Annotated in this window: 20 protein-coding genes and 1 riboswitch; of the genes, 14 read left to right on the forward strand and 6 right to left on the reverse strand. The window is 59.9% G+C overall.

The window, feature by feature from the left end; translation table 11 throughout:
* The first annotated feature begins 61 nt into the window (after positions 1-61).
* The 4 genes from HUW52_RS03530 (at position 62) to HUW52_RS03545 (ending at position 4,740) form a co-directional block, all read left to right on the forward strand.
* Positions 62-397 carry a YceK/YidQ family lipoprotein gene (locus HUW52_RS03530; protein WP_026000647.1) on the forward strand — a complete coding sequence of 112 codons (336 nt, stop codon included), beginning with the start codon at positions 62-64 and terminating at the stop codon, positions 395-397.
* Positions 398-568: 171 nt separating this feature from the next.
* Positions 569-2,323: a carbamoyltransferase gene (locus HUW52_RS03535; RefSeq protein ID WP_093430132.1), complete on the forward strand. Its 1,755-nt coding sequence runs from the start codon at positions 569-571 to the stop codon at positions 2,321-2,323.
* A complete protein-coding gene (locus tag HUW52_RS03540) occupies positions 2,316-3,224 on the forward strand; it encodes a glycosyltransferase family A protein (protein ID WP_016985665.1) in 909 nt (302 codons plus the stop codon). Before HUW52_RS03535 ends, HUW52_RS03540 begins: the two co-directional genes overlap by 8 nt.
* Positions 3,225-3,300: 76 nt before the next feature.
* A complete protein-coding gene (locus tag HUW52_RS03545) occupies positions 3,301-4,740 on the forward strand; it encodes a hypothetical protein (protein ID WP_256667900.1) in 1,440 nt (479 codons plus the stop codon).
* Positions 4,741-4,742: 2 nt separating this feature from the next.
* Here the strand turns inward: HUW52_RS03545 and HUW52_RS03550 are convergent, their stop codons facing one another.
* Entirely contained in the window at positions 4,743-5,396 is a 654-nt protein-coding gene (locus tag HUW52_RS03550) for a lipopolysaccharide kinase InaA family protein (protein WP_016985667.1), read from the reverse strand.
* A 125-nt stretch (positions 5,397-5,521) separates the two neighbouring features.
* Between HUW52_RS03550 and msbA the strand changes: the two genes are divergently transcribed.
* The 7 genes from msbA (at position 5,522) to HUW52_RS03585 (ending at position 13,774) form a co-directional block, all read left to right on the forward strand.
* Positions 5,522-7,342, forward strand: coding sequence for a lipid A export permease/ATP-binding protein MsbA (msbA, locus tag HUW52_RS03555; protein WP_016985668.1), 1,821 nt, complete (start codon positions 5,522-5,524; stop codon positions 7,340-7,342).
* Entirely contained in the window at positions 7,336-8,232 is an 897-nt protein-coding gene (locus HUW52_RS03560; protein ID WP_175552991.1) for a GNAT family N-acetyltransferase, read from the forward strand. The genes msbA and HUW52_RS03560 overlap by 7 nt, the downstream gene beginning before the upstream one ends.
* Positions 8,233-8,236: 4 nt before the next feature.
* The gene (locus tag HUW52_RS03565; RefSeq protein WP_175552992.1) at positions 8,237-9,637 is read left to right on the forward strand and encodes a PIG-L deacetylase family protein; all 1,401 of its coding nucleotides are present in this window, start codon (positions 8,237-8,239) and stop codon (positions 9,635-9,637) included.
* Positions 9,638-9,701: 64 nt separating this feature from the next.
* Entirely contained in the window at positions 9,702-11,123 is a 1,422-nt protein-coding gene (hldE, locus tag HUW52_RS03570; protein ID WP_016985671.1) for a bifunctional D-glycero-beta-D-manno-heptose-7-phosphate kinase/D-glycero-beta-D-manno-heptose 1-phosphate adenylyltransferase HldE, read from the forward strand.
* Between the two features lie 130 nt (positions 11,124-11,253).
* Positions 11,254-12,228, forward strand: a complete 975-nt coding sequence (locus HUW52_RS03575; RefSeq protein ID WP_175552993.1) for a glycosyltransferase — start codon at positions 11,254-11,256, stop codon at positions 12,226-12,228.
* Positions 12,229-12,915: a hypothetical protein gene (locus tag HUW52_RS03580; protein ID WP_093430141.1), complete on the forward strand. Its 687-nt coding sequence runs from the start codon at positions 12,229-12,231 to the stop codon at positions 12,913-12,915.
* 58 nt (positions 12,916-12,973) lie between these two features.
* Positions 12,974-13,774, forward strand: coding sequence for a hypothetical protein (locus tag HUW52_RS03585; protein ID WP_093430142.1), 801 nt, complete (start codon positions 12,974-12,976; stop codon positions 13,772-13,774).
* Positions 13,775-13,778: 4 nt separating this feature from the next.
* On the opposite strand, the gene HUW52_RS03590 is transcribed toward HUW52_RS03585, so the two are convergent.
* The 4 genes from HUW52_RS03590 to HUW52_RS03605 all read right to left on the reverse strand — a co-directional run bounded on the left by HUW52_RS03590 (position 13,779) and on the right by HUW52_RS03605 (position 17,292).
* Positions 13,779-14,741, reverse strand: coding sequence for a metal ABC transporter ATPase (locus HUW52_RS03590; protein WP_175552994.1), 963 nt, complete (start codon positions 14,739-14,741; stop codon positions 13,779-13,781).
* A 31-nt stretch (positions 14,742-14,772) separates the two neighbouring features.
* Entirely contained in the window at positions 14,773-15,585 is an 813-nt protein-coding gene (locus HUW52_RS03595; protein ID WP_175552995.1) for an aldo/keto reductase, read from the reverse strand.
* The gene (locus tag HUW52_RS03600) at positions 15,582-16,757 is read right to left on the reverse strand and encodes an FAD-binding oxidoreductase (protein ID WP_175552996.1); all 1,176 of its coding nucleotides are present in this window, start codon (positions 16,755-16,757) and stop codon (positions 15,582-15,584) included. The genes HUW52_RS03595 and HUW52_RS03600 overlap by 4 nt, the downstream gene beginning before the upstream one ends.
* Positions 16,758-16,959: 202 nt before the next feature.
* The gene (locus tag HUW52_RS03605; RefSeq protein ID WP_016985677.1) at positions 16,960-17,292 is read right to left on the reverse strand and encodes a multidrug efflux SMR transporter; all 333 of its coding nucleotides are present in this window, start codon (positions 17,290-17,292) and stop codon (positions 16,960-16,962) included.
* A 110-nt stretch (positions 17,293-17,402) separates the two neighbouring features.
* On the opposite strand from HUW52_RS03605, the gene HUW52_RS03610 reads away from it, so the two are divergent.
* Both HUW52_RS03610 and waaA read left to right on the forward strand, forming a co-directional pair.
* On the forward strand, positions 17,403-18,299 hold the full coding sequence (locus HUW52_RS03610; protein ID WP_175552997.1) for a LysR family transcriptional regulator: 897 nt from the start codon (positions 17,403-17,405) through the stop codon (positions 18,297-18,299).
* Positions 18,300-18,310: 11 nt separating this feature from the next.
* Positions 18,311-19,585 carry a lipid IV(A) 3-deoxy-D-manno-octulosonic acid transferase gene (gene waaA, locus HUW52_RS03615; protein WP_175552998.1) on the forward strand — a complete coding sequence of 425 codons (1,275 nt, stop codon included), beginning with the start codon at positions 18,311-18,313 and terminating at the stop codon, positions 19,583-19,585.
* An 84-nt stretch (positions 19,586-19,669) separates the two neighbouring features.
* Here waaA and HUW52_RS03620 read toward each other — a convergent pair whose 3' ends face one another.
* Entirely contained in the window at positions 19,670-21,103 is a 1,434-nt protein-coding gene (locus tag HUW52_RS03620) for a TolC family outer membrane protein (RefSeq protein ID WP_016985680.1), read from the reverse strand.
* Positions 21,104-21,309: 206 nt separating this feature from the next.
* Positions 21,310-21,415, forward strand: a riboswitch (TPP riboswitch).
* Positions 21,416-21,561: 146 nt separating this feature from the next.
* Here HUW52_RS03620 and thiC point away from each other — a divergent pair.
* Positions 21,562-23,451: a phosphomethylpyrimidine synthase ThiC gene (gene thiC / locus HUW52_RS03625; RefSeq protein ID WP_007915736.1), complete on the forward strand. Its 1,890-nt coding sequence runs from the start codon at positions 21,562-21,564 to the stop codon at positions 23,449-23,451.
* The last annotated feature ends 21 nt before the right edge of the window (positions 23,452-23,472 follow it).

A 23,472-nucleotide genomic window follows, 5' to 3' on the forward strand; every position in this document is an offset into this window, starting at 1 on the left:
CATGAACTGTGCCCCGTTCAGCCCCGATGCTAATTTGCCCAACGACCTTGGAGGGCAAATATTGATCATTAAAAAAGCTGCAATGTTGGCTGCAATTTCCTGGCTTTTAGTTGGCTGCGGCAGTGTTCTGACCGTACTGCAGGACGATGCCGATGTCGCTCGGGACATGCGCAAGCAGAAAACCTACTGCCAATCCATCCCTCATATTTACAGTGGTCTGGCCTTCGACTTCTGCGTATTGAACGCGCCTCCTGATCCCAGCGGATTTCTTGTGCCATTCGTGCTGCTGGACCTGCCATTGTCCGCTGTATTCGATACAGTAGCGCTGCCCTATACGGTTTATCGTCAGGTCACCGACGGTAACCTTGGTATTTACTGGCGCAAGGGCGGTTATTGAGGCACAGGGCAAGGTTTCTCCGAACCATTCACCCTGGGGCAATCGCGCAGGGTAATTCCCCACTCGTTTACGCTATAATCCCGCCCTTTAGCTGTCACTCGCCGTGTGCGAGGGCACATCAATATTCAAGGCGCATCGCGCCTGCACGCAGACTAAAGAGGCTAGACCCCTGTGGCATTGACGATTCTTGGCCTGTCCGGCGCCCTTAGCCATGACCCTTCAGCAGCCTTGTACATCGACGGCAAGCTGGTGGCGGCGGCTGAAGAAGAGCGTTTCGTACGTGATAAGCATGCAAAGAACCGCATGCCCTACGAATCGGCGAAGTTCTGTCTTGAACAGGCCGGCATCAAGCCGTCCGATGTTGACGTGGTTGCGATTCCATTTGCTCCGATCAGTCTGTTCGGCAAGGCGCGCTGGCACTACGCCAAGCGTTACTGGTACGCGCCGGATCGAGCCCTTGATGCGATCCTGATGGGTAACCGTCGCTACAAGCGCTATCGCAACAAGATCGTCTGGTGCCTGGAGCAATTGGGTTTCGATCCGAAAAAGATCAAGATCGAGCCGGTCGAGCACCACTTGGCTCACGCCTCCAGCGCCTACCACTGCTCCGGTTTCAAAGAGAAAACCGCGATCCTCGGCATCGACGGCAAGGGCGAGTACGCCACGACCTTTTTCGGCTACGGCGAAAACGGCAAGATCCACAAGATCAAGGAATTCTTCGATCCGGACTCTCTCGGCGGCCTGTACGGTGCGATCACCGAATTCCTCGGTTTCGAGATGCTCGACGGTGAGTTCAAGGTCATGGGCATGGCGCCGTACGGCGACGCCAGCAAGTACGACTTCTCGCGTCTGGCCTCGTTCGAGAACGGTGAGCTGGTGATCAACACCGACTACGCCAACGTCATCGGCCTGCGTCGCTACAAAGAGAAGGGCAAAGGCTTCTACTTCTCGCCGAAGCTGATCGAATGGCTGGGCCCGAAACGCGAAGGCGATATCGCTGACGAGCCGTACATCCACTACGCCGCGAGCATGCAAGCGCTGTTCGAGAAACTGGCGTTGCAGATGATCGACCACTACCTGGGCGATGTGCTCAAGGAAACCGGCAAGCTGGCATTCGCCGGTGGCTGTGCGTTGAACGTCAAACTGAACCAGAAAATCATCGCCCGCGACGACATCAAAGAGCTGTTCGTGCAACCGGCATCCGGCGATGCCGGCACTGCGGTCGGCGCCGCTGCCTACGTGTCGCACGCTCGTGGCGTGCCGGTCGAGAAGATGGAGCACGTCTACCTCGGCCCGTCGTACAGCAACGAAGACGTGATCGCCGCCTGCGCCCGTCACGAGAACAAGCCGGCCTGGCGCAAGCTCGACAACATGCCGGAGCAGATCGCCAAGATCATGGTCGATGGCAACCCGGTGGCCTGGTTCCAGGGGCGCATGGAGTTCGGCCCGCGTGCATTGGGTGGTCGTTCGATCATCGGTTGCCCGAGCGTGGCCGGCGTAGCTGACCGGATCAACCACCAGATCAAGTTCCGCGAGCGCTGGAGGCCTTTCTGCCCGTCGATGCTCGACACCGTCGCGCCGCAAATGATCAAGATCGATCACCCGGCACCGTTCATGACCTTCACCTTCGAAGTGGCTGATGAGTGGAAGACCCGCGTGCCGGAAGTTGTCCACGAAGATGGCACCTCTCGCGCCCAGGTGCTCAAGCGCGAATACAACCCGCGCTACTACGACATGATGAAAGCGCTGGAAAATCTGACCGGTAATGGTGTGTCGCTGAACACCTCGCTCAACCGTCGTGGCGAACCGATGATCTGCTCGCCGACCGACGCGCTGAACATGTTTTTCGGCTCGGATCTGGAATACCTGATCATGGAAGATATTCTGGTCGTAAAAGAGGGTGTAAAAGGATACGAACTTGACTGAAACACTGATCAGCGTCGTCATCCCGGTTTACAACTATGCGCGAACCCTGCCCCGTGCAGTGGAGTCGGTGTTGGCGCAGTTGGATGAGGCGACGGCCGATCTGCTGGTCATCGACGATGGGTCGACGGACGAGACGCCTGAGGTAGTGGAGACGCTTCTGCTCAAGCATGGCGGGCGTTTTCGTGCGTTACGTAAAAGCAATGGCGGTTTGTCTACCGTGCGCAATCGGGGGCTGGAGGAGACGACCGGGCGGTTTCTGGTTTTCCTCGATTCCGATGACGAAATGGCGCCCGGCGCGCTGGCTGCGCTTTCACAGCATATTGTCAGCAACCCGCAAAGCCGGATGGTCATTGGCGCCCACTGGTCGGTGTTTGCCGACGGCAGGCGCAGCTTGCAGTCCGTCAAGCCCTTGCCGTTGACGGCCCGGCAATGTTTGCAGGGCTACCTGCTGGACAAGACCGTATCGATATCCAACGGCGCCTGCGCGATGCATCGAGACGTGTTCCAGCCCGGTAATTATCCTGAGCACTTGCGCAACGTCGAGGATCTGCCGGTGTTTGCCCAAGTGCTGGCCCGCTTCCCTTGCAGCGTTCTGGACAAGCCTCTGGCGCTAATCTACAAACACGCCGACAGCATGCGTCATGATTTGCGCCAGAGCCTTGCTGCGGGTACGGAGCAGGTCGTGAGTGAGGTGTTTTCCAGTCAACGCATGCCTCAAGAGATGCACGACCTGCGTCAGGCATTTCTCGCGCAGCGCTGCCTGTCCCTTTTTCGCGACTGTTACTCCCACGGCGAATACGATCTGGCCAAGGGCTTTTATTTTCAGGCGTTGCGTGCAGACTGGCGCACGTTTTCGCGTTGGTCGTACACTCGCAAGGCTTTGCGGCTGCTGTTTCGGTAGATGGTTCCAGATGAACAGGCGCGTAATTTGTAACGCGTGTCGATGAGGTGACTGGGTGAAAGGTACGGGCAGTAAAGTGGCAACTCGAGTCTCCAGAATCATCGACGAATACCCGGTCTGGCTGGCATTTTCTGGCAGTGTCCTGCTCTCGCTGATTGCGGTCCTGGGGACTGCGACAGTCGGGCGCGATGCGGCGCTGTACATTGATATTGCGCAGCAGGTTACCGAGCAAGGGCCCAATGTGGCCTGGGCAGCTTTCGATTGGCCATGGTTCTCCTTTCTGTTGGCCGGTACGCATGCCTTCCTGCGTTTACCTCTGGAGCTGAGTGCCTATCTCTGGTGTGGGCTGTTCTTTGCCGGCACCAGCGCGCTGATGGTGGACTGCGTCCGTCAGCGTTCTCCCCACGTCACCCGTTGGGCTTGCCTGGTGGTGCTGGCAATGCCGGCGGTCAATGCCTTTCGCAACGACATCATCCGTGAATGCGGTTTCTGGTTTTTCTGCACGCTGACGCTGTGGCTTGCGTTGCGCTGGCAGGCTCGGGGCGGCTGGCTGCGTGCTGCATTGATTCATCTGGCAATTGTCGCGGCGGCCTTGTTCCGACTTGAGGCCTTGTTGCTGGTGCCAGCGTTGGCATTGTGGCAACTGCCCAATCTGTGGTCGTCGGCCAGGCGCGTGCAATTCTTTCAGTACTCACTGTTGCCGGTTCTGGGGCTACTGGCCGTCTCGGTGTCAGGTGTGCTCCTGTCCGCCCGCGTAATGCTTTATCTGGACATGATCGCACCTCATGGTGTGCTGTCTTCGTTTCAGATGTTGTGCGACCAGTTTGCCAATTCGCTCATCAACAAGTATTCCCAGGACGAGGCCGGGCGGATCATTTTCTTCGGCATTCTGGCGACCATGACCATCAGTTTCGTGAAGTTGATGGGGCCTTTCGCCGTTCCGTTCGTTCTGCGTCGCAACTGGGGCGTGTTGGGCATTTACTGGCGTGACTATCGCCCCTTCGCCTGGGCGGCGTTGCTGTATCTGGTGGTGCTGGTGCTGTTTTTCATCAAGCAACAGTTCATGAATACGCGCTACCTGAGCTTTTTGAATCTGTTGTTCGTACCAGTGCTGGCGATGGGGCTGGCGGCGTTTGTTCGCGAGTTTCCGCGTTTGGGCAAGTGGCTGGTCATCGTCGGCTTGCTGGTGATGCTGTCTAACGTCATTTCCTCCGGTGCCGGCAAAACCCACTACGTCGAGGCGGGTCGTTGGGTGTCCACCCATGTCGAACCGGGCGCGCCGACTTATTTCGAGGACGGGCGGATCAGCTATTACGCCGGTCGCGGCTACGTGATGCCAGTCCTGACCCAGGAAGAGGCCATGTCGGCGGCTCATGCCGGCGACTACCGCTATTTCGTCATCGAGGCGAAAGGGGAGGAGCCGTGGCTGAATGAGTGGCTGGTTGCGCACCAGTTGCGCATCATCGAGCACTTCGCCAACCGAAAAGGCGCCACGGTGGTAGTCATCGGCCGCTAGGGTCAGCCCAGCAACGGGCGCAGGCGCGAGATCAGGGGTGCCTGCCGGTTGCTCGGCAGCGCTTGCCGGTAACCTTCAATAAACGTATCGCCGGCGTCCTGGCCAAGCAACCATTGCCGGTCTTCCTTGTAGCGCAGCAAGTGGGCGAAATTGCGCAGGCGTTTACTGTCGCTGAGTGCGCGCTTCTGGCAGCGCAGGTCGGCGATATCGATCAGGCCCAGGTGGTTGTCGGGCGTCAGCACGACGTTGCCAAAGTGCAGTGACCGGAAGTACACCCCTTTTTCGTGCAACTGCGCGAAATATGCACCCAGTTGAAATCTCAGGGAATCGCTCTCTTCGCTGGTGCCTTGTAACTGGCGCACGGTATTGCCCGCCAGTGGGCTGTAATACACGCCGTCGCGCTCAATGCTCGGGATACGGTACACCGCAATCACTTCGGGGCAGAGGATGCCGCGTTGTTCGAGGGCCCGGGTGTTGTCGGCAAAGCGTTGCGCATACGGGTAGAACAGTGCCGAACTGAGCAAGCGTTTGCGCCGGAACAGCTTGAGCATGCGTCCATCGGCCAATCTGAGCACCTTGTCGCCGGAGCCGTCGGCTTCCAGTACGTGTGCACCGGCGCGCAGTGCCTCGTAAGTGCTGTGATCAATCGATTGCATATCGGGCTCCCCATCATTAGCGGGGTATCTTAACCGACTTGGTCAAGGGCTGGCTTGAAGTCATGTTTATCGGGGGAAAAACGCGTGTGATATCATCCCCGCCTCACTGAATTGTGCGGATCACCATGAGCAGTCCTGAACCGAAAGCCCAGTCAACGCTGGCGATCTATTTCCGCCTTTTGGCTTACGTGCGGCCTTATGCCGGTCTCTTCCTTCTCAGCATCGTCGGGTTTCTGATCTTCGCATCGACTCAACCGATGCTCGCTTACATCCTCAAGTACTTTGTCGACGGTCTGGCCAATCCTGAGGCCAGCCTGTTCCCGGGCAACCCTTATCTGGGCAAATTGCAGCTGCTCGAAACCGTGCCGCTGATGATTGTCCTCATTGCGCTGTTACAGGGCGTGGGTTCGTACCTTGGCAACTTCTTCCTGGCCCGGGTTTCCCTGGGGCTGGTGCACGATCTGCGGGTCGTGCTGTTCAACAAGTTACTGGAGTTGCCCAACCGGTTCTTTGACAAAAACAACTCGGGCCACCTGATTTCGCGGATCACCTTCAACGTGACGATGGTCACCGGCGCGGCGACAGACGCGATCAAGGTAGTCATTCGTGAAGGCATGACCGTGATTTTCCTGTTCTGCACCCTGTTGTGGATGAACTGGAAACTCACACTGGTGATGGTGGCCATCCTCCCGGTGATCGGCATCATGGTGAACAGCACCAGCCGCAAATTCCGCAAACAAAGCAAAAAGATCCAGGTGTCGATGGGCAACGTCACGCACGTCGCCTCCGAGACCATTCATGGTTACCGCGTCGTACGCAGCTTCGGTGGCGAGCACTATGAAAAGACGCGTTTTCGCGAGGCCAGCCAGAGCAACACTGACAAGCAACTGACGATGACCAAGACCGGTGCGGTCTACACGCCGATGCTGCAACTGGTGACCTACAGTGCCATGGCCGTGGTCATGTTCCTGGTGCTCTACCTTCGCGGCGATGCGTCTCCGGGTGATCTGGTTGCCTACATCACCATGGCCGGTTTGTTGCCAAAACCTATTCGTCAGCTCTCGGAGGTCAGCTCGACCATCCAGAAGGGTGTGGCCGGTGCCGAAAGTATTTTCGAGCAACTGGATGAGCCGGCTGAAGTGGATCAGGGCACGGTCGAGCATGATCGCCTTGAGGGCCGCCTGGAAGTGCGTAACCTCAGCTTTCAGTACCCGGACACCGACAAACAGGTGCTCGACGACATCAGTTTTGTGGTCGAACCCGGACAAATGGTTGCGCTGGTCGGACGCTCGGGCAGTGGCAAGTCGACGCTTGCCGGTCTTATTCCGCGCTTCTATCAGCATGAGCAGGGCGAGATTCTGCTCGATGGCGTCCGTGTGCAGGACTTTACCTTGCACAGCCTGCGTCGCCAGATCGCTCTGGTGACCCAGCAGGTCACGCTGTTCAACGATACGGTGACCAACAACATCGCTTACGGCGATCTGGCCGGCGCGCCGTTCGATGAGGTCAAGCGAGCCGCCAGCGAGGCCTATGCCGACGAGTTCATCGCCAAGATGCCACAAGGCTACGAAACCCTGGTCGGCGAAAACGGCGTATTGCTCTCCGGCGGTCAACGCCAGCGCATTGCTATCGCCCGGGCCCTGCTCAAGGATGCTCCGCTGCTGATTCTCGACGAGGCCACTTCGGCCCTCGATACCGAATCGGAGCGGCACATTCAGGCGGCACTGGATCATGTGGTGCAGAACCGCACGACCCTGGTGATCGCCCACCGCTTGAGCACTATCGAGAAAGCCGACCTGATTCTGGTCATGGATGAAGGCCGGATTGTCGAGCGCGGCACCCACTCGCAGCTGCTGGAGCAGAACGGCTATTACTCCCGTCTGCACGCCAAAGAGTTTGAAGAGGGGGACGAGCCTCTGCCGGCCCACGCGACCAACGTATGCTGACGGTGTTTCGCAGCTTTCGTGAACGTGGCTGGACCGAAATCGACCAGGTTGCCTATGCTCGGGCCTGGCAGCGTTTCGGTGGCAGCTTCGCAACGCATCCTGACGTGGTCGAACGACTGTCGACGTTCGTAGGTATCGAACTGCGTTATCTGGGCTGGATCGTTGACGGTGATGTCGTGGCGGCCATTCCTTGCTGGGGGCGTCATGTCGCCTTGTCCAAGGAAGTGCTCAAGCGTGAGGGCAAGCGTGGCTTGCTGGACATGGGCAATGCGGAAATCATCCTGCCGATTGCTGCCGAAGTCGTCGTCCCCGTGCGCCAGCGCATGGCTTATGTATCCCAGCTCAATGCCGAGCAGATCAGCACGTTGACGCCACAGCCCGAAGGCCTGGCTCTGGCCCGGCTGCCAGAAGAATATTCGAAGAAGTTCCGCTACAACCAGCGTCGCGAGCAGCGTCTGCTGGAAGAGGCGGGCGGATCGCTGGTGCCGATGTCCGACTTCACGCCACAGGAACAGGCCGCCGCGTACGGCGATCTGTTTCAGCGCCGCTGGGGCTTCGAGGTGCCGGGCAAGGCCGGGCTGGTTGAGGTCTTTACCTTGCTGCGCGAGTTCATGACCGGTTCCGTGGCGATGCTCGATTCGGCACCGGTGGCCATTCAGGTGCTATACCGCGTCGAGGCCCCGCAATGGGTTTCGCTGGAGTACATCAACGGTGGCGTCGACCCGCAGAGCCGCGAGTTCAGTCCCGGCAGTGTGCTGAGTTTCGTCAACACCCAAGAGGCCTGGGCGCACGCGCAAGCGCTGGGCAAGCCTCTGCGCTATTCATTCGGTCGTGCCGACCGTGAGTACAAGGATCGCTGGTGCCACACGGTGCCGGTCTACAAGGTCTGAATTCATGAGTGCTCGCAAGCAACAGCTGCTCAAAGCCCATCGACGCAACAAGCGTCTGTTCCTGATCGCCTTTGTGCTGGCGCTGTTGCTGATTGGCGTGCTGATTGCCTGGTGGCTGGTGCCGCTGTTGCTGGTGCTGGCCTGGGTCGCTCACGAGGCCTGGTTCGCCGATCATTTGTTCTACCGGCCTGGCGACGACTATCAATACAACTTCCCGGCGCAAACCGCGCGGCAGACCGTGAGCCTTGAGGGCGGCATAGTACGCCTGAGCGAGCCGCTGGCGCAGGGCGAGACGCTGGTGCTCGAGCTTGAAGTGAGGTCCACTTGGCTGGGTCGTTGGTTCGATCCCCACGTTGAGGTGGGCGATGATCGCCAGGACCTCGAGCGTGGCGTCAGGGGCCGGCGTTTCATTAATCTGTCCGGGCAGGGCAATGCGTTGACGCAAGGTGCTCTGGCACTGCGTGGTCGATATTGCACGCCAGCGGCGACGGGGGTGCTGTGGGTCATGGCCAACCCTGACTACAGCCGCCAGCGGGTGATGGTCATCGCTCCCCATGCAGATGATGCCGAACTCGCTGCCTTTGGCCTGTACAGCCGGTGCGAAGAGGTCAGCATCGTCACCTTGACCCAAGGCGAGATCGAGGCTGAAGACTTGCAGCGTCTGGGCCTTGATCAAGCCGCAGCCGCACGCTTGAAGGGGCGTTTGCGCAGTTGGGACAGTCTGGTGATCCCGCTGTGGGGAGGTGTGCCTGCCGAGCGCTGCGTGCAATTGGGTTATTACTGCCTGCAACTGCCCTCGATGGCCGCAGAGCCTGCCCGGGCATTCGGTTCCCGTGAGTCGCAGGACAGCGACGTGCGCAGTGTACGCCAGCACAATCCATTGGCCCTTCCTGCCGATGTCGATGGGCAACCGAGCTGGCAAAATCTGCTGGGCGACCTGACGGCACTGATTGAGCACTTTCGTCCGGAAGTGGTCGTCACACCGCATCCTGAACTTGATCCCCATAGCGATCACGTGGCCTCCACTCAAGCGCTGCTTGAGGCTATCGAGCTGAGCAACTGGAAGCCTGCAACCCTACTGATGTACGCCAATCACCTGCACGACAACGATCGCTGGCCGATGGGCCCTGCCGGTGCCGGTATCGCATTGCCGCCCGCCATCGAACCGCTGCCGGCCGACCGGCTGTGGAGCCCGCTGTTGTCAGCGGACGTGCAGCTGGACAAAGCCATGGCGCTGGCCATGGAGCATGATTTGCAGGGCGGGCAGGTGTTCAAGCGGCAATTGCGCCGCTGGATCCAGCAGGGGCTGGCTGGCCGTCGCTGGCCTGAAACAGGCAGTAACGAGTTTTTCCGCAAAGCGGTCCGGCGTCATGAATTGTTCTGGGTGCGCGACCTTTCAGATTGAGGCGGACGGCGCTTTACCCTGTGTTAATATCGCGCCCCTGTTCATTTTGTATGTGGGTTGCTCCATGAAGTTGTCCATGCCGCGTTTCGATCAAGCCCCGGTCTTGGTAGTCGGCGATGTCATGCTCGACCGTTACTGGCATGGCGGAACCTCACGGATTTCCCCTGAGGCGCCGGTGCCGGTCGTTAAGGTCGAGCAGATCGAAGATCGTCCGGGCGGTGCCGCGAACGTTGCCTTGAACATTGCCGCGCTGGGTGCGCCGGCGTCGCTGGTCGGTGTGACCGGCGACGACGAAGCCGCCGACAGCCTGAGCAACAGTCTCAAAGGCGCGGGCGTGCGCGCTCTGTTCCAGCGCATCGCGCACCAGCCAACCATCGTCAAGCTGCGGGTCATGAGCCGGCACCAGCAACTGCTGCGTATCGACTTTGAAGAGCCGTTCGCCACGGACGCCCTGGCCCTCGGTTCGCAGGTCGACGACCTGCTCGAAGGCATCAAGGTGCTGGTGCTATCCGATTACGGCAAAGGCGCCCTGAAAAACCATCAGGCGTTGATCCAGGCTGCCCGCGCGAAGAACATTCCGGTGCTGGCTGACCCTAAAGGCAAGGATTTTTCGATCTATCGTGGCGCCAGCCTGATCACGCCGAACCTCAGCGAATTCGAAGCCATCGTCGGCGGTTGCGTCGATGAGCACGAACTCGTCAGCAAGGGTGCGACGTTGATGCACGACCTCGAACTCGGCGCGCTGCTGGTAACGCGTGGCGAGCACGGCATGACCCTGCTGCGCCCGGACCAACCGGCGCTGCACCTGCCGGCCCGTGCCCGTGAAGTGTTCGACGTCACCGGTGCCGGTGACACCGTGATCTCTACCCTGGCCGCAGCGATTGCCGCCGGTGAAGACCTGCCCCACGCCGTTGCGCTGGCCAACCTGGCAGCAGGCATCGTGGTTGGCAAACTCGGTACAGCCGCCATCAGTGCCCCGGAACTGCGTCGCGCCATCCAGCGTGAAGAAGGTTCCGAGCGTGGTGTTCTGGGGCTGGAGCAATTGTTGCTCGCCGTGGCCGATGCTCGCGCGCACAACGAGAAGATTGTATTCACCAACGGCTGCTTCGACATTCTGCATGCCGGGCATGTGACCTACCTGGAACAGGCGCGGGCACAGGGCGACCGCCTGATTGTCGCAGTCAACGATGATGCTTCGGTAAGCCGTCTTAAAGGCCCGGGCCGTCCGATCAACAGCGTCGACCGGCGCATGGCCGTTCTCGCCGGCCTCGGCGCGGTGGACTGGGTGATCAGTTTCCCTGAGGGCACCCCGGAAAACCTGCTGCGCGAGGTCAAGCCGGACGTGCTGGTCAAGGGCGGCGATTACGGCATCGATCAGGTGGTCGGCGCAGATATCGTCACGGCTTATGGCGGCACCGTGAAGGTCTTGGGGCTTGTGGAAAACAGCTCGACAACTGCGATTGTCGAGAAGATCCGCAGTCGTTGATCAGATGAACTTTTACCGTTGTGTACTGCGTGTGAACGGATTTTGCCTTGGGGATTTTACCGTTTCCGTTGATGTAGGCAGCTTTGAATCCGATGCGCTTGCCTGCCTACGTCGCGTGGTCAATTAACCTATGAAAGTCATGCTCCTGGTGATGGACGAGCAGCGGGTCATTCTCGACCGGCTCTACGACATCGTGCAGCAGAACTGTGATGAGTGTTTCATCTATCGTTTGAGCAAAAAACAGCAGTTGAATCTGGGGTCGTTTCTGGCCTCGGTCGATTACCAGACCTTCGATCGCGTGGTGATTTTCTCCCGGGTCAAACGCCTGGCCACGCAACTGCAGGTGCTCAAATGCATCCCCGGGCTGGTCTTCCTCGAACACGACGCCTACCAGAACTACATGCCAGCGAGTAAATACCGCGGCGCGTATTCACGGCTCTACCGTCGTCTGCCGAGTTGCCGGGCGCTGGTGTCCGGTGCCGTGGTCGCGCGCAAGATGCTCGCTGAAGGCATCGATACGGTGTTTGTCTCCAAAGGTTATGACGAGCAGATGCTGCACAACACCGGCGTCGAGCGGGACATTCCCATCGGTTTTCTTGGCAGCTTGAAAAGCACCGAATATGCCGAGCGCAAAGCCATGCTCGAGTCGCTCTCGCAGCGAACCGGGATGCTGGTGACCCGTACCAAGTCGGGTGCGGAATACTTGCAGACGCTCAATCGCATCAGGATTTTCGTCAGCGCCGACATCGGCATGAACGAGTTCATGATCAAGAACTATGAGGCCATGGCCTGCGGCTGTGTGCTGCTGGCCTGGAGTCAGGGCGAAGAAGACCGCTTGCTCGGCTTTGAAGACATGCACAACACCGTGTTCTATCGCAGCGCAGACGAGGCGGTGGAAAAGATCAAGCTGCTGCAAAGCGATCCGGAACTGGCAGAGCGCATTGCCCGCAACGGCCAGGAGTTCGCGCAAAGCTGCTATTCCTTTGCCCGTGTCGGTCAGGCACTGGCCACGGAAATCCAGCGTGAGATGCGCCCATGGCAGCCGCCCTCGGCGTTCACGCGATTCTGGGTGAAGTTGCGTTACGGGATGAAGGTGCCGGTCTGAATGAAGGACGAACACATGGCGCTGGATGCGCTGCCCGGTGGTGATCAGTCCGTACCGGGGGCGTTACCGACAGAACTTCTCGACTGTCTGAGCCGTGCGCCTCGGGTGGTGCTGATTGCCAACAACCCGGCCATCACCGCGGCGGACTTTCAGGCGTTGAACATTGGCGTCGATGACGTCGTCGTCAGCTTCAATACCTGCATCAAAGCGGCGCTGCTCAACAAGCAGAGCGTCAATGTCTTTGTGCATGGCTACAACGCGCCGGACGCGTATTTTTTTGGTCTGCCTTACGCGCCGCCGGTACAGCAGATGTTCGAACAGGCGAGCGAACGTTGTTTCAGCATGCTGGTGGGCTGCGCCGCACCGATGTGTCCACTGCCACGCGTGGCCATGTACTGGGATCGCATTCCACTGCCGCCACTGTGGAACTACCCGGTCGACCGCCCGGGCGGCAAGCGCTACGTTGGGCCTTCTACCGGTTTCAACACGCTGGTGCTGTTTGACTGGTTGCGCGCTCATGCCGGTTATACCTATCAGCTCATGACCCTGGGCTTTTCCAACGAAGCAGGAAAACTGTGGGGCGGCCATGCCTGGGACTATGAGCGTGACTGGCTGCAGAAGTCGGACATCATTGTGGTGCCGCTGCAAACCCGTCGCTGGTGGCAAAAGCTGTTTCGGCCAAAGTAAGCGATATCGTCTATCCGGTTGCCAGCAGGCCCGAACTACTTTCAAAAGGTGCTGTTGAGTGTTGAAAATTGCCGTGGCTTTTTTCGGGATCCCGAGAAATTCGCCGATCTGTTTCCCCTCCATCGAGCAGAATGTGCTGGCGCAGTTGCCTGCAGGCAGCGACGTAAAGTGCTTCTACCATCTGTACAAGATCGATGAGGTGCAGAACTCGCGATCCGGTGAGAAAGGCGAACTGAAGGCGGACAACTACCAGCCATTCGAATCGATGACCGGCACACTCACCTCGACCGAGGGCGTGCTGGAGCGCTGGGATTTCGAACAGGTCAAAGCACAGGGCGATACCTGGGCAGATGACTTTGCGTCATTGCGCAATTTGATCTTTCAGCTCAACTCATTGCATACCGTGACCAGCATGATCGAGCCGTTCAATCCGGATTTCGTTGTGTTCGTGCGCCCGGACAATTTCTTTCACAGCGCATTGCCTGCCTATGTCTTCGCTCACCCCGAGGCTCGCAAGCACAACGCTTATATTCCTGACTGGCAATGGTGGGGCGGTTTGAACGACCGTTTTGCCGTGTGCGGGCGCGACACGTATGTCGCGTACGGCAAGCGCATCGAATGTATTTTCGATTTCTGCAAGGCAACAGGCCGAAAGCTGCATTCCGAACGCTTGCTTAAATATGCCCTGCAGCAGGTCGATGCCAAAATCTGCACGCTGCCGACGCAGGCATCGCGGGTGCGCATTACCGGTGCATTTGCCGAAGAATCGTTCTCGCCCAAGCGTGGCATGGGCAAGCGCGAAAACCGCTACTTTCATTTCTTCGCCGGGTTGCGCACCTGGTGGGACCGTCGCCGCTAAACCGTTATTTACCGGTTTTCTTGCCCAGACCGACCAGTCGCAGCGCCTTGATACTCAGTTGCTTGAGTCCCTGACGCGGGGCTTTCGCCGGTTGCAGGCCCTGCTGCACCAACCAGTCCTTCCAGCGAATCCGCTCTTCGCGCACAACCCAGCCGGTTTGTGTGGCAAAACTCTCGGCCAGATAAAGACCCCGGGTGCTCGCCGGTACCAGTTTGTCGCGCTTGAGCGTGTACAACTCTGCCAATGGCGCGCCGTCCTTGAGGGGCATCAAGTACAGGTCGGGCCGTTTGCGGTCGAGTCGGGCCACCAGTTGATCACCCTCCAGGCGTTCGTCGACGTGGAACAGGCTCAGGGACTTGGCTTCCTTGGGCACATCCAGACGCAAGTCGTAGATCAATTGCAGCGATGCGGTCGGCAGATGCACGTAGGCCCGTGGGCGTTCGAGCAATTGCAGATTGGCGCTACGTATCGGTCGCGCTGAGCCGGACAGCGGGGTCAGGCGAAACGGCAGCGCTTCGCGATAATGCAGTGCAGCGGAGTAGGGCGCCGGCAGCCAGGTGTCGTTGAAACGTCCGCCGAGCCAGCCTTCCGGTGTTTCCAGCAAACACTCTTCGGCAATTTCCTGAATGGCCGTGTGTAGCGGAATATTCAGTTCATGCGCCGGCACGTAACCGGAAATCAATTTGAGCACGACATCGCCACGATCCTGACGGCGCTGGCGCACCAGCACCCAATAGTCGCGATTCTGCCAATGCAGGGTCAGGCGTACCGAAACGCCGAGGTTGGCCAGTTCCAGCGAGAAGCGCTCGGCATCGGCCACGCTCACCGGTTTGCGCCGCTGCAAGGTCTGCGTGAAGTTCAGCGGCATGCCGACGCTCTGATAGGTCAGGCCTTCGGGGGTTGCTTCGACAAACAGCGGCAGGGTCTTGAAGTTGCTCGGGTTCTTTCGGATGAGCGTGCGCGGCATATCGGCTCCTGCTTAAGGCCGCGAAGCGGCGTCAGTGACCACGAAGGACTTGGGCAACGGTCGCTACGTTGTGGGCGAGGTGCAGCGGATTGATCGTCCCGACAATAGCACTGGCCACTCCAGGTTGCGCGAATAGCAGTTCGAAGCTGGCGCGTACCGGATCCACGCCCGGACTCAGGCAAACATGACCGCTGGCCAAGGCTTTTTTTACCAGAATGGCTTTGCCGTGGGCAGCAGCATAGTCAATGACCGCCTTCTCGCTTTGTTCGTTCAGATTGTAGGTGACCATCGCGCAGTCGCCTTGCTCCAGTGCCTTGAGGCCACCTTCGACGGTTTTGCCGGAGAAGCCGAAGCCGCGAATCTTGCCTTCGGCCTTGAGTGCGGCGAGTGTCGCGTAAACCTCCTGGTGCTCGAGGATCGCCATGTCGTTGCCGTCGGAATGCACCAGCACCAGGTCGATAAAATCGGTTTCAAGACGTTGCAGGCTGCGTTCCACCGACATCCGCGTGTGCGCCGCGCTGAAGTCGTGGCGCGAAAGGCCATCGGTAAACTCTTCGCCGACTTTGCTGACGATTACCCAGTCTTGACGCTGGCCGCGTAGCAGCGGGCCGAGGCGTTCTTCGCTGCAACCGTAGGCCGGGGCGGTGTCGATCAGGTTGATGCCCAATTCCCGCGCCTGACGCAGCAGCATCCGCGCTTCGTCATCACCGGGAATCTGGAAACCGTTGGGGTATTTCACCCCTTGATCGCGGCCAAGTTTGACCGTGCCCAGGCCCAGTGGCGAAACCGTCAGGCCGGTGCTGCCCAGTGGGCGGTGGAAGTCGTGCAGAGTCGCAAGGCTCATGGCAGCAATTGCTCCCAGGCGGGAACGCCCATCGGTGGTTTCGGCAGGGCCGGCAATGGTTCGGTGGCTTGTGGCTGGATGCCGTCGCGCTCAAGAGACGCGATCACGCGATCAGCGAAGTCCGGCGCCAGCGCCAGTTTGGTCGGCCAGCCGACCAGCAAGCGGCCCTGTTCGGCAAGGAAGGCGTTGTCCGGGCGCGTCAGCCCGGTTTGCAGCGGCTCGGCACGGTCAACCCGCAGGGTCGCCCATTGCGTGGTGCTGAGGTCGATCCACGGCAACAACTGGGCGATTTCTTTCTGCGCGGTGGCGATCTGCTCGGTGGGCTCGCGATGCACACCTTCGCTCTCGGCGATGTCGCCGCCCATGTACCAGACCCACTGGCCGTCAGCGGCCGGATGTGTGGTCACGGTGATGCGCGGTTTGGTGCCGCCACCCAGGCAGTGCGCGTACAGCGGTTTCAGGCCCGGGCCTTTGGCAATGATCATGTGCAGTGGGCGGCGTTGCATGGCCGGCTGGCTCAAGCCGAGGTCTTCGAGCAGTTGAGCCGTGCCGGCACCGGCACTGAGGACAATGCGTTGCGCGCGGATCTCGCGGCCGTCGACTTTCAAACCGACCAGCACGCCCGCTTCCAGCAGCGGCTCAATGGTTTGCCCGGCGAGCAGGCCATCGCCGGCCAGATCGGCGAGACGCTGGACCAGGCTCGGCACGTCAACAACGAGTTCGGCGAGACGGTAAACCTTGCCCTTGAAGCGCTTGTCTTGCAGGGCCGGCGGCAGTTGCTCGCCCTTGACCTGATCGACCCGGCCACGCACGGCTTTACTGGCGAAGAAACTGGTGAGGTTGCCGGCGAGGGTGCCCGGTGACCACAGGTAATGGGCTTCGGAGAGCAAGCGCACGCCGGACAGATCCAGCTCGCCATTGCCGGCCAGCGCTTCACGCCAGCGCCGCGGCATGTCGGCGATGGCTTCCGAAGCGCCGGTCAGGGCACCGTGCAGCGCGTATTTGGCGCCGCCGTGGATGATGCCTTGGGACTTCACCGTCTGCCCGCCGCCGAGGCTGGCGCTTTCCACCAGCACGGTCGAAAACCCCTGACGGCGCAGACGCGCATTCAGCCAGAGGCCGGCGACACCAGCGCCGACAATCAGAACGTCGGTGGAAATAACGGATGGCATGCAGCGACCTCAGTGTTCAAGACGAGGGCGCAGTATACAGACTCGGGAAAGGGGCGGATTTGTCGATGATCAACAGGGCCAAATACGAAACCGAATGTGGGAGCGAGCTTGCTCGCGAAAGCGGTGTGTCAGACAACACTGATGTCGACTGACACGACCTCTTCGCGAGCAAGCTCGCTCCCACAGTGATTGTGGTTGGATTTTAGTGGCCGGCGGTTTTCGAGAACAGTTGAATCACCACCACGCCCAGCACGATCAACGCCATCCCCAGCATCGCCGGAATATCCAGTTTCTGACCGTAGATAAACAGCGCCGCGACGCTGACCATCACAATGCCCATTCCCGCCCAGACCGCATAGGCAACGCCGACCGGTACGGTACGCACCACCAGCGTCAGCATCCAGAACGCAATCGCGTAGCCGACGATGACCAGCACCAGTGGCAGCGGCGTGCTGAAGCCTTTGACGGCTTTCATCGACACGGTGGCGATCACTTCGGCGCAGATGGCAATGGCCAGGTAGGCGTAGGCGTTCATGATTCAAATCCTCAATGTGAAACGTTGCTTGCTGAGGCGGCATTCTAGTGATTCGCCAGATGGGGTAAAGTCATTACCTATCTGCTACAGAGATAGGTTGGTGAATCAACATGCAATGGAATCTCGATCAACTTCGGGTGTTTGTCGATGTGGCCGAACACCGCTCGTTTTCCGCCGTGTCACGCCAGCAGCGCAAAGCGCAGTCGGCGATCAGTACCGCGATTGCCATGCTCGAAGATGATTTGGGCGTCAGCCTGTTCGAGCGTAGCAGCGGCCGTCAGCCAACGCTCACCGAGGCGGGCGAAGCGCTGTTGGAAGAGGCACGTGAAGTCCTGCGCCAATGCGAGCGTCTGAATGGTCGGGCGATGGCGATGATGCGCGGTCAGGAAGCCCAATTGCGCGTAGCCCAGGATGAGGCGATGCCGTATCAGGCACTGGTGGAGAGTTTCGGCGAGTTGGCCGAGCAGTTTCCCAGCCTTGAAGTGCAACTGACCAGCGCCGCTCAAGGTGAGGTTGCGCACAAACTGGTGGAGCGCCGTGCCGACCTCGGCCTGTTGTTCTATCACGATGAAATCCCCGAAGCATTGGAGCGCCGCGTGCTCGGCAGCGTCGAAATGGTCACGGTCAGCGGGATCAATCATCCGTTGGCGAAGCAGTCTTACGTGACCTGCCAGCAACTGGCGCAGCACCGGCAGTTGCTGATGTCGACGCAAACCAGTGTCTATCCCGGCAACGAACCGGCCAGCCCGCAGGTGTGGCGCGCGGACAGTTTCTACGTGATGTCCGAATGGCTGGTGCGCGATCTCGGCTGGGCCTGGTTGCCGCGTCATGTGGTGCAGTACTCGGCGTATCAAGGTTTGATGGTTGAACTGGACAGCGAATGGACGCCACCGGCGCTGGTGGTTGAACTGGTCTGGCGCCGCGACGAACCGCTCGGCCCGGCCGCGCGCTGGCTGGCGGAACGTTTTGCCGTGCACTTGCGGGCGATCGGCGACAAAAGTCGATAAACTCCGCCGCCATGAATAGAACTCTCTACACCGCGCTGTTTTACCTGGGGCTGCCATTGGTGGCGATTCGGCTATGGCTGCGTGCGCGCAAGGCGCCGGCGTATGCCAAACGGATTGGCGAACGTTTCTCCTACAGCATGCCGACGCTGCAACCCGGCGGCATCTGGGTGCACGCAGTGTCGGTGGGCGAAAGCATTGCCGCCGCGCCGATGATTCGCGCTTTGCTGCAACGTTATCCACAACTGCCGATCACCGTGACCTGCATGACCCCGACCGGTTCGGAGCGGATTCAGGCGCTGTTCGCTAACGAGCCGCGCATCCAGCATTGCTATCTGCCGTATGACTTGCCGTGTGCGGCGGCGCGGTTTCTTGATCGCGTACAGCCAAAGCTTGCGGTGATCATGGAGACCGAACTGTGGCCTAACCACATTCATCAGTGTGCCAAGCGTGGAATCCCGGTGGCGCTGGCCAATGGGCGCTTGTCCGAGCGCTCGGCACGCGGCTATGGCCGCTTCAGCAAGCTGACCGCGCCGATGCTCGCCGAGATGAGTTTCTTCGCAATCCAGACCGAAGCCGAAGCCCAGCGTTTCCGCGATCTGGGTGCGCGCCCGGAAACGGTCGAGGTCACCGGTTCGATCAAATTCGACCTGACCATCGACCCGCAGTTGCTGCAGCGCGCAGCCGAACTGCGCGGCCAATGGCAGGCGCTGGAGCGTCCGGTGTGGATCGCCGCGAGCACTCACGAAGGCGAGGACGAAGTGGTGCTCAATGCCCATCGTCGCCTGTTGGCCAGTCACCCGGATGCGTTGCTGATTCTGGTGCCACGTCACCCGGAACGCTTCAATTCAGTGTTCGAACTGTGCCAGCGCGAAGGCTTTACCACAGTGCGGCGCTCGACCGGCGCCAATGTCGATGCGCAGACGAGCGTACTGCTCGGCGACACCATGGGTGAGTTGCTGTTTCTCTATGCCTTGGCGGACAGCGCGTTCGTTGGCGGCAGCCTGGTGGCGAACGGCGGGCACAATCTGCTGGAGCCGGCAGCCTTGGCCAAGCCAGTGATCAGTGGCCCGCACCTGTTCAACTTCCTCGATATCGCCGCGCAATTGCGTGGAGCCGGGGCGTTGGCGGAGGTGGATGATGCCGAAGGGCTGGCGGTGGAAGTTCAGCGCTTGTTCGAATTGCCGCGTGATGCGCAGCGCATGGCCGACGCTGGGCTGGCGGTGATGCGGCGCAATCAGGGTGCGTTGCAGCGCTTGCTGGATGGTTTGGGCAGACTGATCAAGTAAGCAAAAAGATCGCAGTCTTCGGCAGCTCCTTGGAATACGTTTCCTGTAGGCGCTGCCGAAGGCTGCGATCTTTTGTTTTTAAGGCTAAGGCCGGGCCTTGAGCTGCGCCTCGGCAGCCTTGGCCAGATCCGGCGGGAGGAAATCCTTGTCCGGGTTGTAGTCAGCCTTTAGATACCGCCGCAGATCTTCCAGGTCACCCGGATTCAGCGTCCCCGCCGCCTGCTTCAGACGCAGGTTGTCGAGGATGTAGTCGTAGCGCGTGTTGTTGTAGTTGCGCACCGAGGTGTACAGCTGACGCTGCGCATCGAGCACGTCAACGATGTTGCGCGTACCGACCTGATAACCGATTTCCGTGGCTTCCACCGCACTCTGGTTGGAAATGATCGACTGACGACGCGCCTGCACCTGCTCGACGTCGGTGTTCACCGCGCGATGCAGGTTGCGAGTGTTTTCGACGATTTGCCGACGCAGGGATTCGCGCTGTTGTTCACTTTGATCCAGTTGCGCATACGACTGACGCACTTGCGAACTGGTCAGCCCGCCACTGTAGATCGGAATGTTCAGTTGCAGACCGACTGTGCTTTGTTCGACGTTGCCACCGTAGGGCGCACCGAACGAGTTCGGGTTGGCGAAACCGAGGGCGTCGTTGTCGCCTTTCTCGTATTTCGCTACCGCGTCGAGGGTCGGCAAGTGGCCGGCCTTGCGTTGCTTGAGCGTTTGCTCGGCAGAGCTGACCGCGTAGTTGCTGGCGAGCAGATTGAGGTTCTGCCGCGCCGCCGTGTCGACCCAGGATTTCGCATCGTTCGGCGCTGGCGGCAGGATCGGCAACGTATGGACGATGCCCTGAATCGAGTTGTACTGGCGGTTGGTCAGGGTGATCAGCGCTTCAAAGGCATCATCAACCTGACGCTGGGCGACAATCCGGTTGGCCCGCGCGGTGTCATAACTGGCTTGCGATTGCAGCACATCGGTCTTGTCCGAGAGGCCCACGTCGAAACGCTCGTTGGACTGATCGAGCTGGCGCTTGAACGCGGCTTCTTCAGCCTTGGTCGAGGCCAGGTTGTCCTGACTGCGCAGCACGTTGAAATAGCTTTCGGCCGATTGCAGGATCAGGTTTTGCTCGGTCGCCGACAGTTGCAGCGCAGCCTGTTCGTTGACGTCCTTGGCCGCCTGGTACTGGAACCAGCGATCGGCGCGGAACAACGGTTGGGCGAGGGTCGCCTGATACGAGTGAGCGCTGCGATTGGCAATGGCCGAAGGCTGATCGATCGAGGTACGCACGTTGGCGGTTTCGGCGCCGCCGGACAGGTTCGGCAGCAACCCGGCGCGGGCCTGCGGCACCACTTCTTTCTGCGCACCGTACTGGGCGCGGGCGGCGGCCAGATCGGCGTTGTTGTCGACCGCTTCCTGATAGACGCTGACCAGATCGGTTTTGGTCGACAAGGGCGCTTCTGCTGCCCAGGCCATTGCGTTGGACGCACAAGACACGGCCAGAGCCAGTGAGAGTTTGCGCAGCATGAGGCGATCCCTAGCATTAATATTATGGAAGTAATCCGGACGCCAAAGGTAAGGCGCAGGCCCCGCAGCGTCAAGGCGTGGCGGGGCAAAGCGAGTGTAGTTGCGCAAACCGATCACAACAATCGGCCCAACCTGTGTATTTGCGCCATTCATCATGGTGTTTGCTGCGGTGTTGGCGTTCTTTGCCGGTTGTGTCTAGACTGGCCGGGTTCTTGTCGGGGTGCCTTGCTATGAGGCTGAGATCGAATAATTTCGGATCCCGTTGAACCTGATCAGGTTAGCGCCTGCGTAGGGAACAAGATTTCTCGTCACCCGGCGAGTCCTCTTGTGCTTCGTCCGGGAAATTGTTCGACAATCGAACGCTCGACGACGATGCACAGCACCGGTCCTGGTGCGTCCGTGCCTTTCAGGTTCTGCTCCGACAATCCACTGCCTGGATGCTGTCTGGAGAGCCCGTGATGACTACAAAATCAAAAAACGCGATCAACCTGAGTGACTCGGCCAAGGTCGACGAGCAATCGGTCAAGCCGTTCACCCGTTCGCAAAAAGTCTACGTTCAGGGCTCGCGCCCGGACATCCTCGTGCCGATGCGCGAAATCACCCTCGATGTGACGCCGACCGACTTCGGCGGCGAAATCAACGCGCCGGTCACCGTCTACGACACCTCGGGCCCGTACACCGATCCGAACGTGGTCATCGACGTGCGCAAAGGCCTGGCCGATGTGCGTTCGGCGTGGATCGACGACCGTGGCGACACCGAGCGTCTGGCGGGCCTGAGTTCCAACTTCGGCCGCGAACGCCTTGCCGACCCGGAATTGACCAAACTGCGCTTTGCCCACGTCAACAACCCGCGCCGCGCCAAGGCTGGCGCCAACGTCACGCAAATGCACTATGCGCGTCAGGGCATCATCACGCCCGAGATGGAATTCGTCGCCATCCGCGAAAACATGAAGCTCGAGGTGGCCCGCGCCGCCGGCCTGCTCGATCAGCAACACCCGGGCCACAGCTTCGGCGCCAGCGTGCCGAAAATCATCACCCCTGAATTCGTCCGTGAAGAGATAGCCCGTGGCCGCGCAATCATTCCGGCCAACATCAACCACACCGAACTGGAACCGATGATCATCGGCCGGAACTTCCTGGTGAAGATCAACGGCAACATCGGCAACAGTGCTCTGGGCTCGTCCATCGAAGAAGAAGTGGCGAAACTGACCTGGGGTATTCGCTGGGGCGCGGACAACATCATGGACTTGTCCACCGGCAAGCACATTCACGAAACCCGCGAGTGGATCATCCGTAACTCGCCAGTGCCGATCGGCACGGTGCCGATCTATCAGGCGCTGGAAAAAGTCGGCGGCGCGGCCGAAGACCTGACCTGGGAGCTGTTCCGCGACACGCTGATCGAGCAGGCCGAGCAGGGCGTCGACTATTTCACCATTCACGCCGGCGTGCTGCTGCGTTACGTGCCGCTGACCGCCAAACGCGTGACCGGTATCGTGTCCCGTGGCGGTTCGATCATGGCCAAGTGGTGCCTGGCGCATCACAAGGAAAACTTCGCCTACACGCATTTCGAAGAAATCTGCGAAATCATGAAAGCCTATGACGTCAGCTTCTCGCTGGGTGATGGCTTGCGTCCGGGGTCGATTGCCGACGCCAACGATGCCGCCCAATTTGGTGAACTGGAAACCCTCGGCGAACTGACCAAGATTGCCTGGAAGCACGACGTGCAAACCATGATCGAAGGTCCGGGCCACGTGCCGATGCAGTTGATCAAAGAAAACATGGACAAGCAGCTGGAGTGCTGCGACGAGGCGCCGTTCTACACCCTCGGCCCGCTGACCACCGACATCGCGCCGGGCTACGACCACATCACCTCCGGTATCGGTGCGGCGATGATCGGCTGGTTCGGTTGCGCGATGCTTTGCTACGTGACGCCGAAGGAACACTTGGGCCTGCCGAACAAGGATGACGTGAAGACCGGGATCATCACCTACAAGATCGCCGCGCATGCGGCGGACTTGGCCAAAGGGCATCCGGGCGCACAGATTCGCGACAACGCCTTGAGCAAGGCGCGTTTCGAATTCCGTTGGGAAGACCAGTTCAACCTCGGTCTGGATCCGGACACCGCCCGTTCGTACCACGATGAAACCTTGCCGAAGGACTCGGCGAAGGTCGCGCACTTCTGTTCGATGTGCGGGCCGAAATTCTGCTCGATGAAGATCACTCAGGAAGTCCGCGAATACGCGGCCAACCAGCGGATCGACGCGGTCGACGTGGACGTCGCCCAAGGCCTGGCGGAACAGGCCGAGCGGTTCAAGAAGGAAGGCAGTCAGCTGTACAAAAAGGTTTGATCTGACCTGACATTGATGGTG

Origin of the sequence: Pseudomonas sp. 43A, assembly GCF_013363935.1 — a bacterium.
In the GTDB taxonomy this organism is placed as follows: Bacteria; Pseudomonadota; Gammaproteobacteria; order Pseudomonadales; family Pseudomonadaceae; genus Aquipseudomonas; species Aquipseudomonas crudilactis.

What these genes read in the sequence shown, in the direction of transcription:
- HUW52_RS03575 (WP_175552993.1), top strand. Translation starts at nt 11,254, where the DNA reads ATGAAAGTCATGCTCCTGGTGATGGACGAGCAGCGGGTCATTCTCGAC.
- HUW52_RS03595 (WP_175552995.1), bottom strand. Translation starts at nt 15,585, where the DNA reads ATGAGCCTTGCGACTCTGCACGACTTCCACCGCCCACTGGGCAGCACC.
- HUW52_RS03600 (WP_175552996.1), bottom strand. Translation starts at nt 16,757, where the DNA reads ATGCCATCCGTTATTTCCACCGACGTTCTGATTGTCGGCGCTGGTGTC.
- HUW52_RS03620 (WP_016985680.1), bottom strand. Translation starts at nt 21,103, where the DNA reads ATGCTGCGCAAACTCTCACTGGCTCTGGCCGTGTCTTGTGCGTCCAAC.
- HUW52_RS03605 (WP_016985677.1), bottom strand. Translation starts at nt 17,292, where the DNA reads ATGAACGCCTACGCCTACCTGGCCATTGCCATCTGCGCCGAAGTGATC.
- HUW52_RS03590 (WP_175552994.1), bottom strand. Translation starts at nt 14,741, where the DNA reads ATGCCGCGCACGCTCATCCGAAAGAACCCGAGCAACTTCAAGACCCTG.
- thiC (WP_007915736.1), top strand. Translation starts at nt 21,562, where the DNA reads ATGACTACAAAATCAAAAAACGCGATCAACCTGAGTGACTCGGCCAAG.
- HUW52_RS03580 (WP_093430141.1), top strand. Translation starts at nt 12,229, where the DNA reads ATGAAGGACGAACACATGGCGCTGGATGCGCTGCCCGGTGGTGATCAG.
- HUW52_RS03560 (WP_175552991.1), top strand. Translation starts at nt 7,336, where the DNA reads ATGCTGACGGTGTTTCGCAGCTTTCGTGAACGTGGCTGGACCGAAATC.
- waaA (WP_175552998.1), top strand. Translation starts at nt 18,311, where the DNA reads ATGAATAGAACTCTCTACACCGCGCTGTTTTACCTGGGGCTGCCATTG.
- HUW52_RS03565 (WP_175552992.1), top strand. Translation starts at nt 8,237, where the DNA reads ATGAGTGCTCGCAAGCAACAGCTGCTCAAAGCCCATCGACGCAACAAG.
- HUW52_RS03550 (WP_016985667.1), bottom strand. Translation starts at nt 5,396, where the DNA reads ATGCAATCGATTGATCACAGCACTTACGAGGCACTGCGCGCCGGTGCA.
- HUW52_RS03610 (WP_175552997.1), top strand. Translation starts at nt 17,403, where the DNA reads ATGCAATGGAATCTCGATCAACTTCGGGTGTTTGTCGATGTGGCCGAA.
- hldE (WP_016985671.1), top strand. Translation starts at nt 9,702, where the DNA reads ATGAAGTTGTCCATGCCGCGTTTCGATCAAGCCCCGGTCTTGGTAGTC.
- msbA (WP_016985668.1), top strand. Translation starts at nt 5,522, where the DNA reads ATGAGCAGTCCTGAACCGAAAGCCCAGTCAACGCTGGCGATCTATTTC.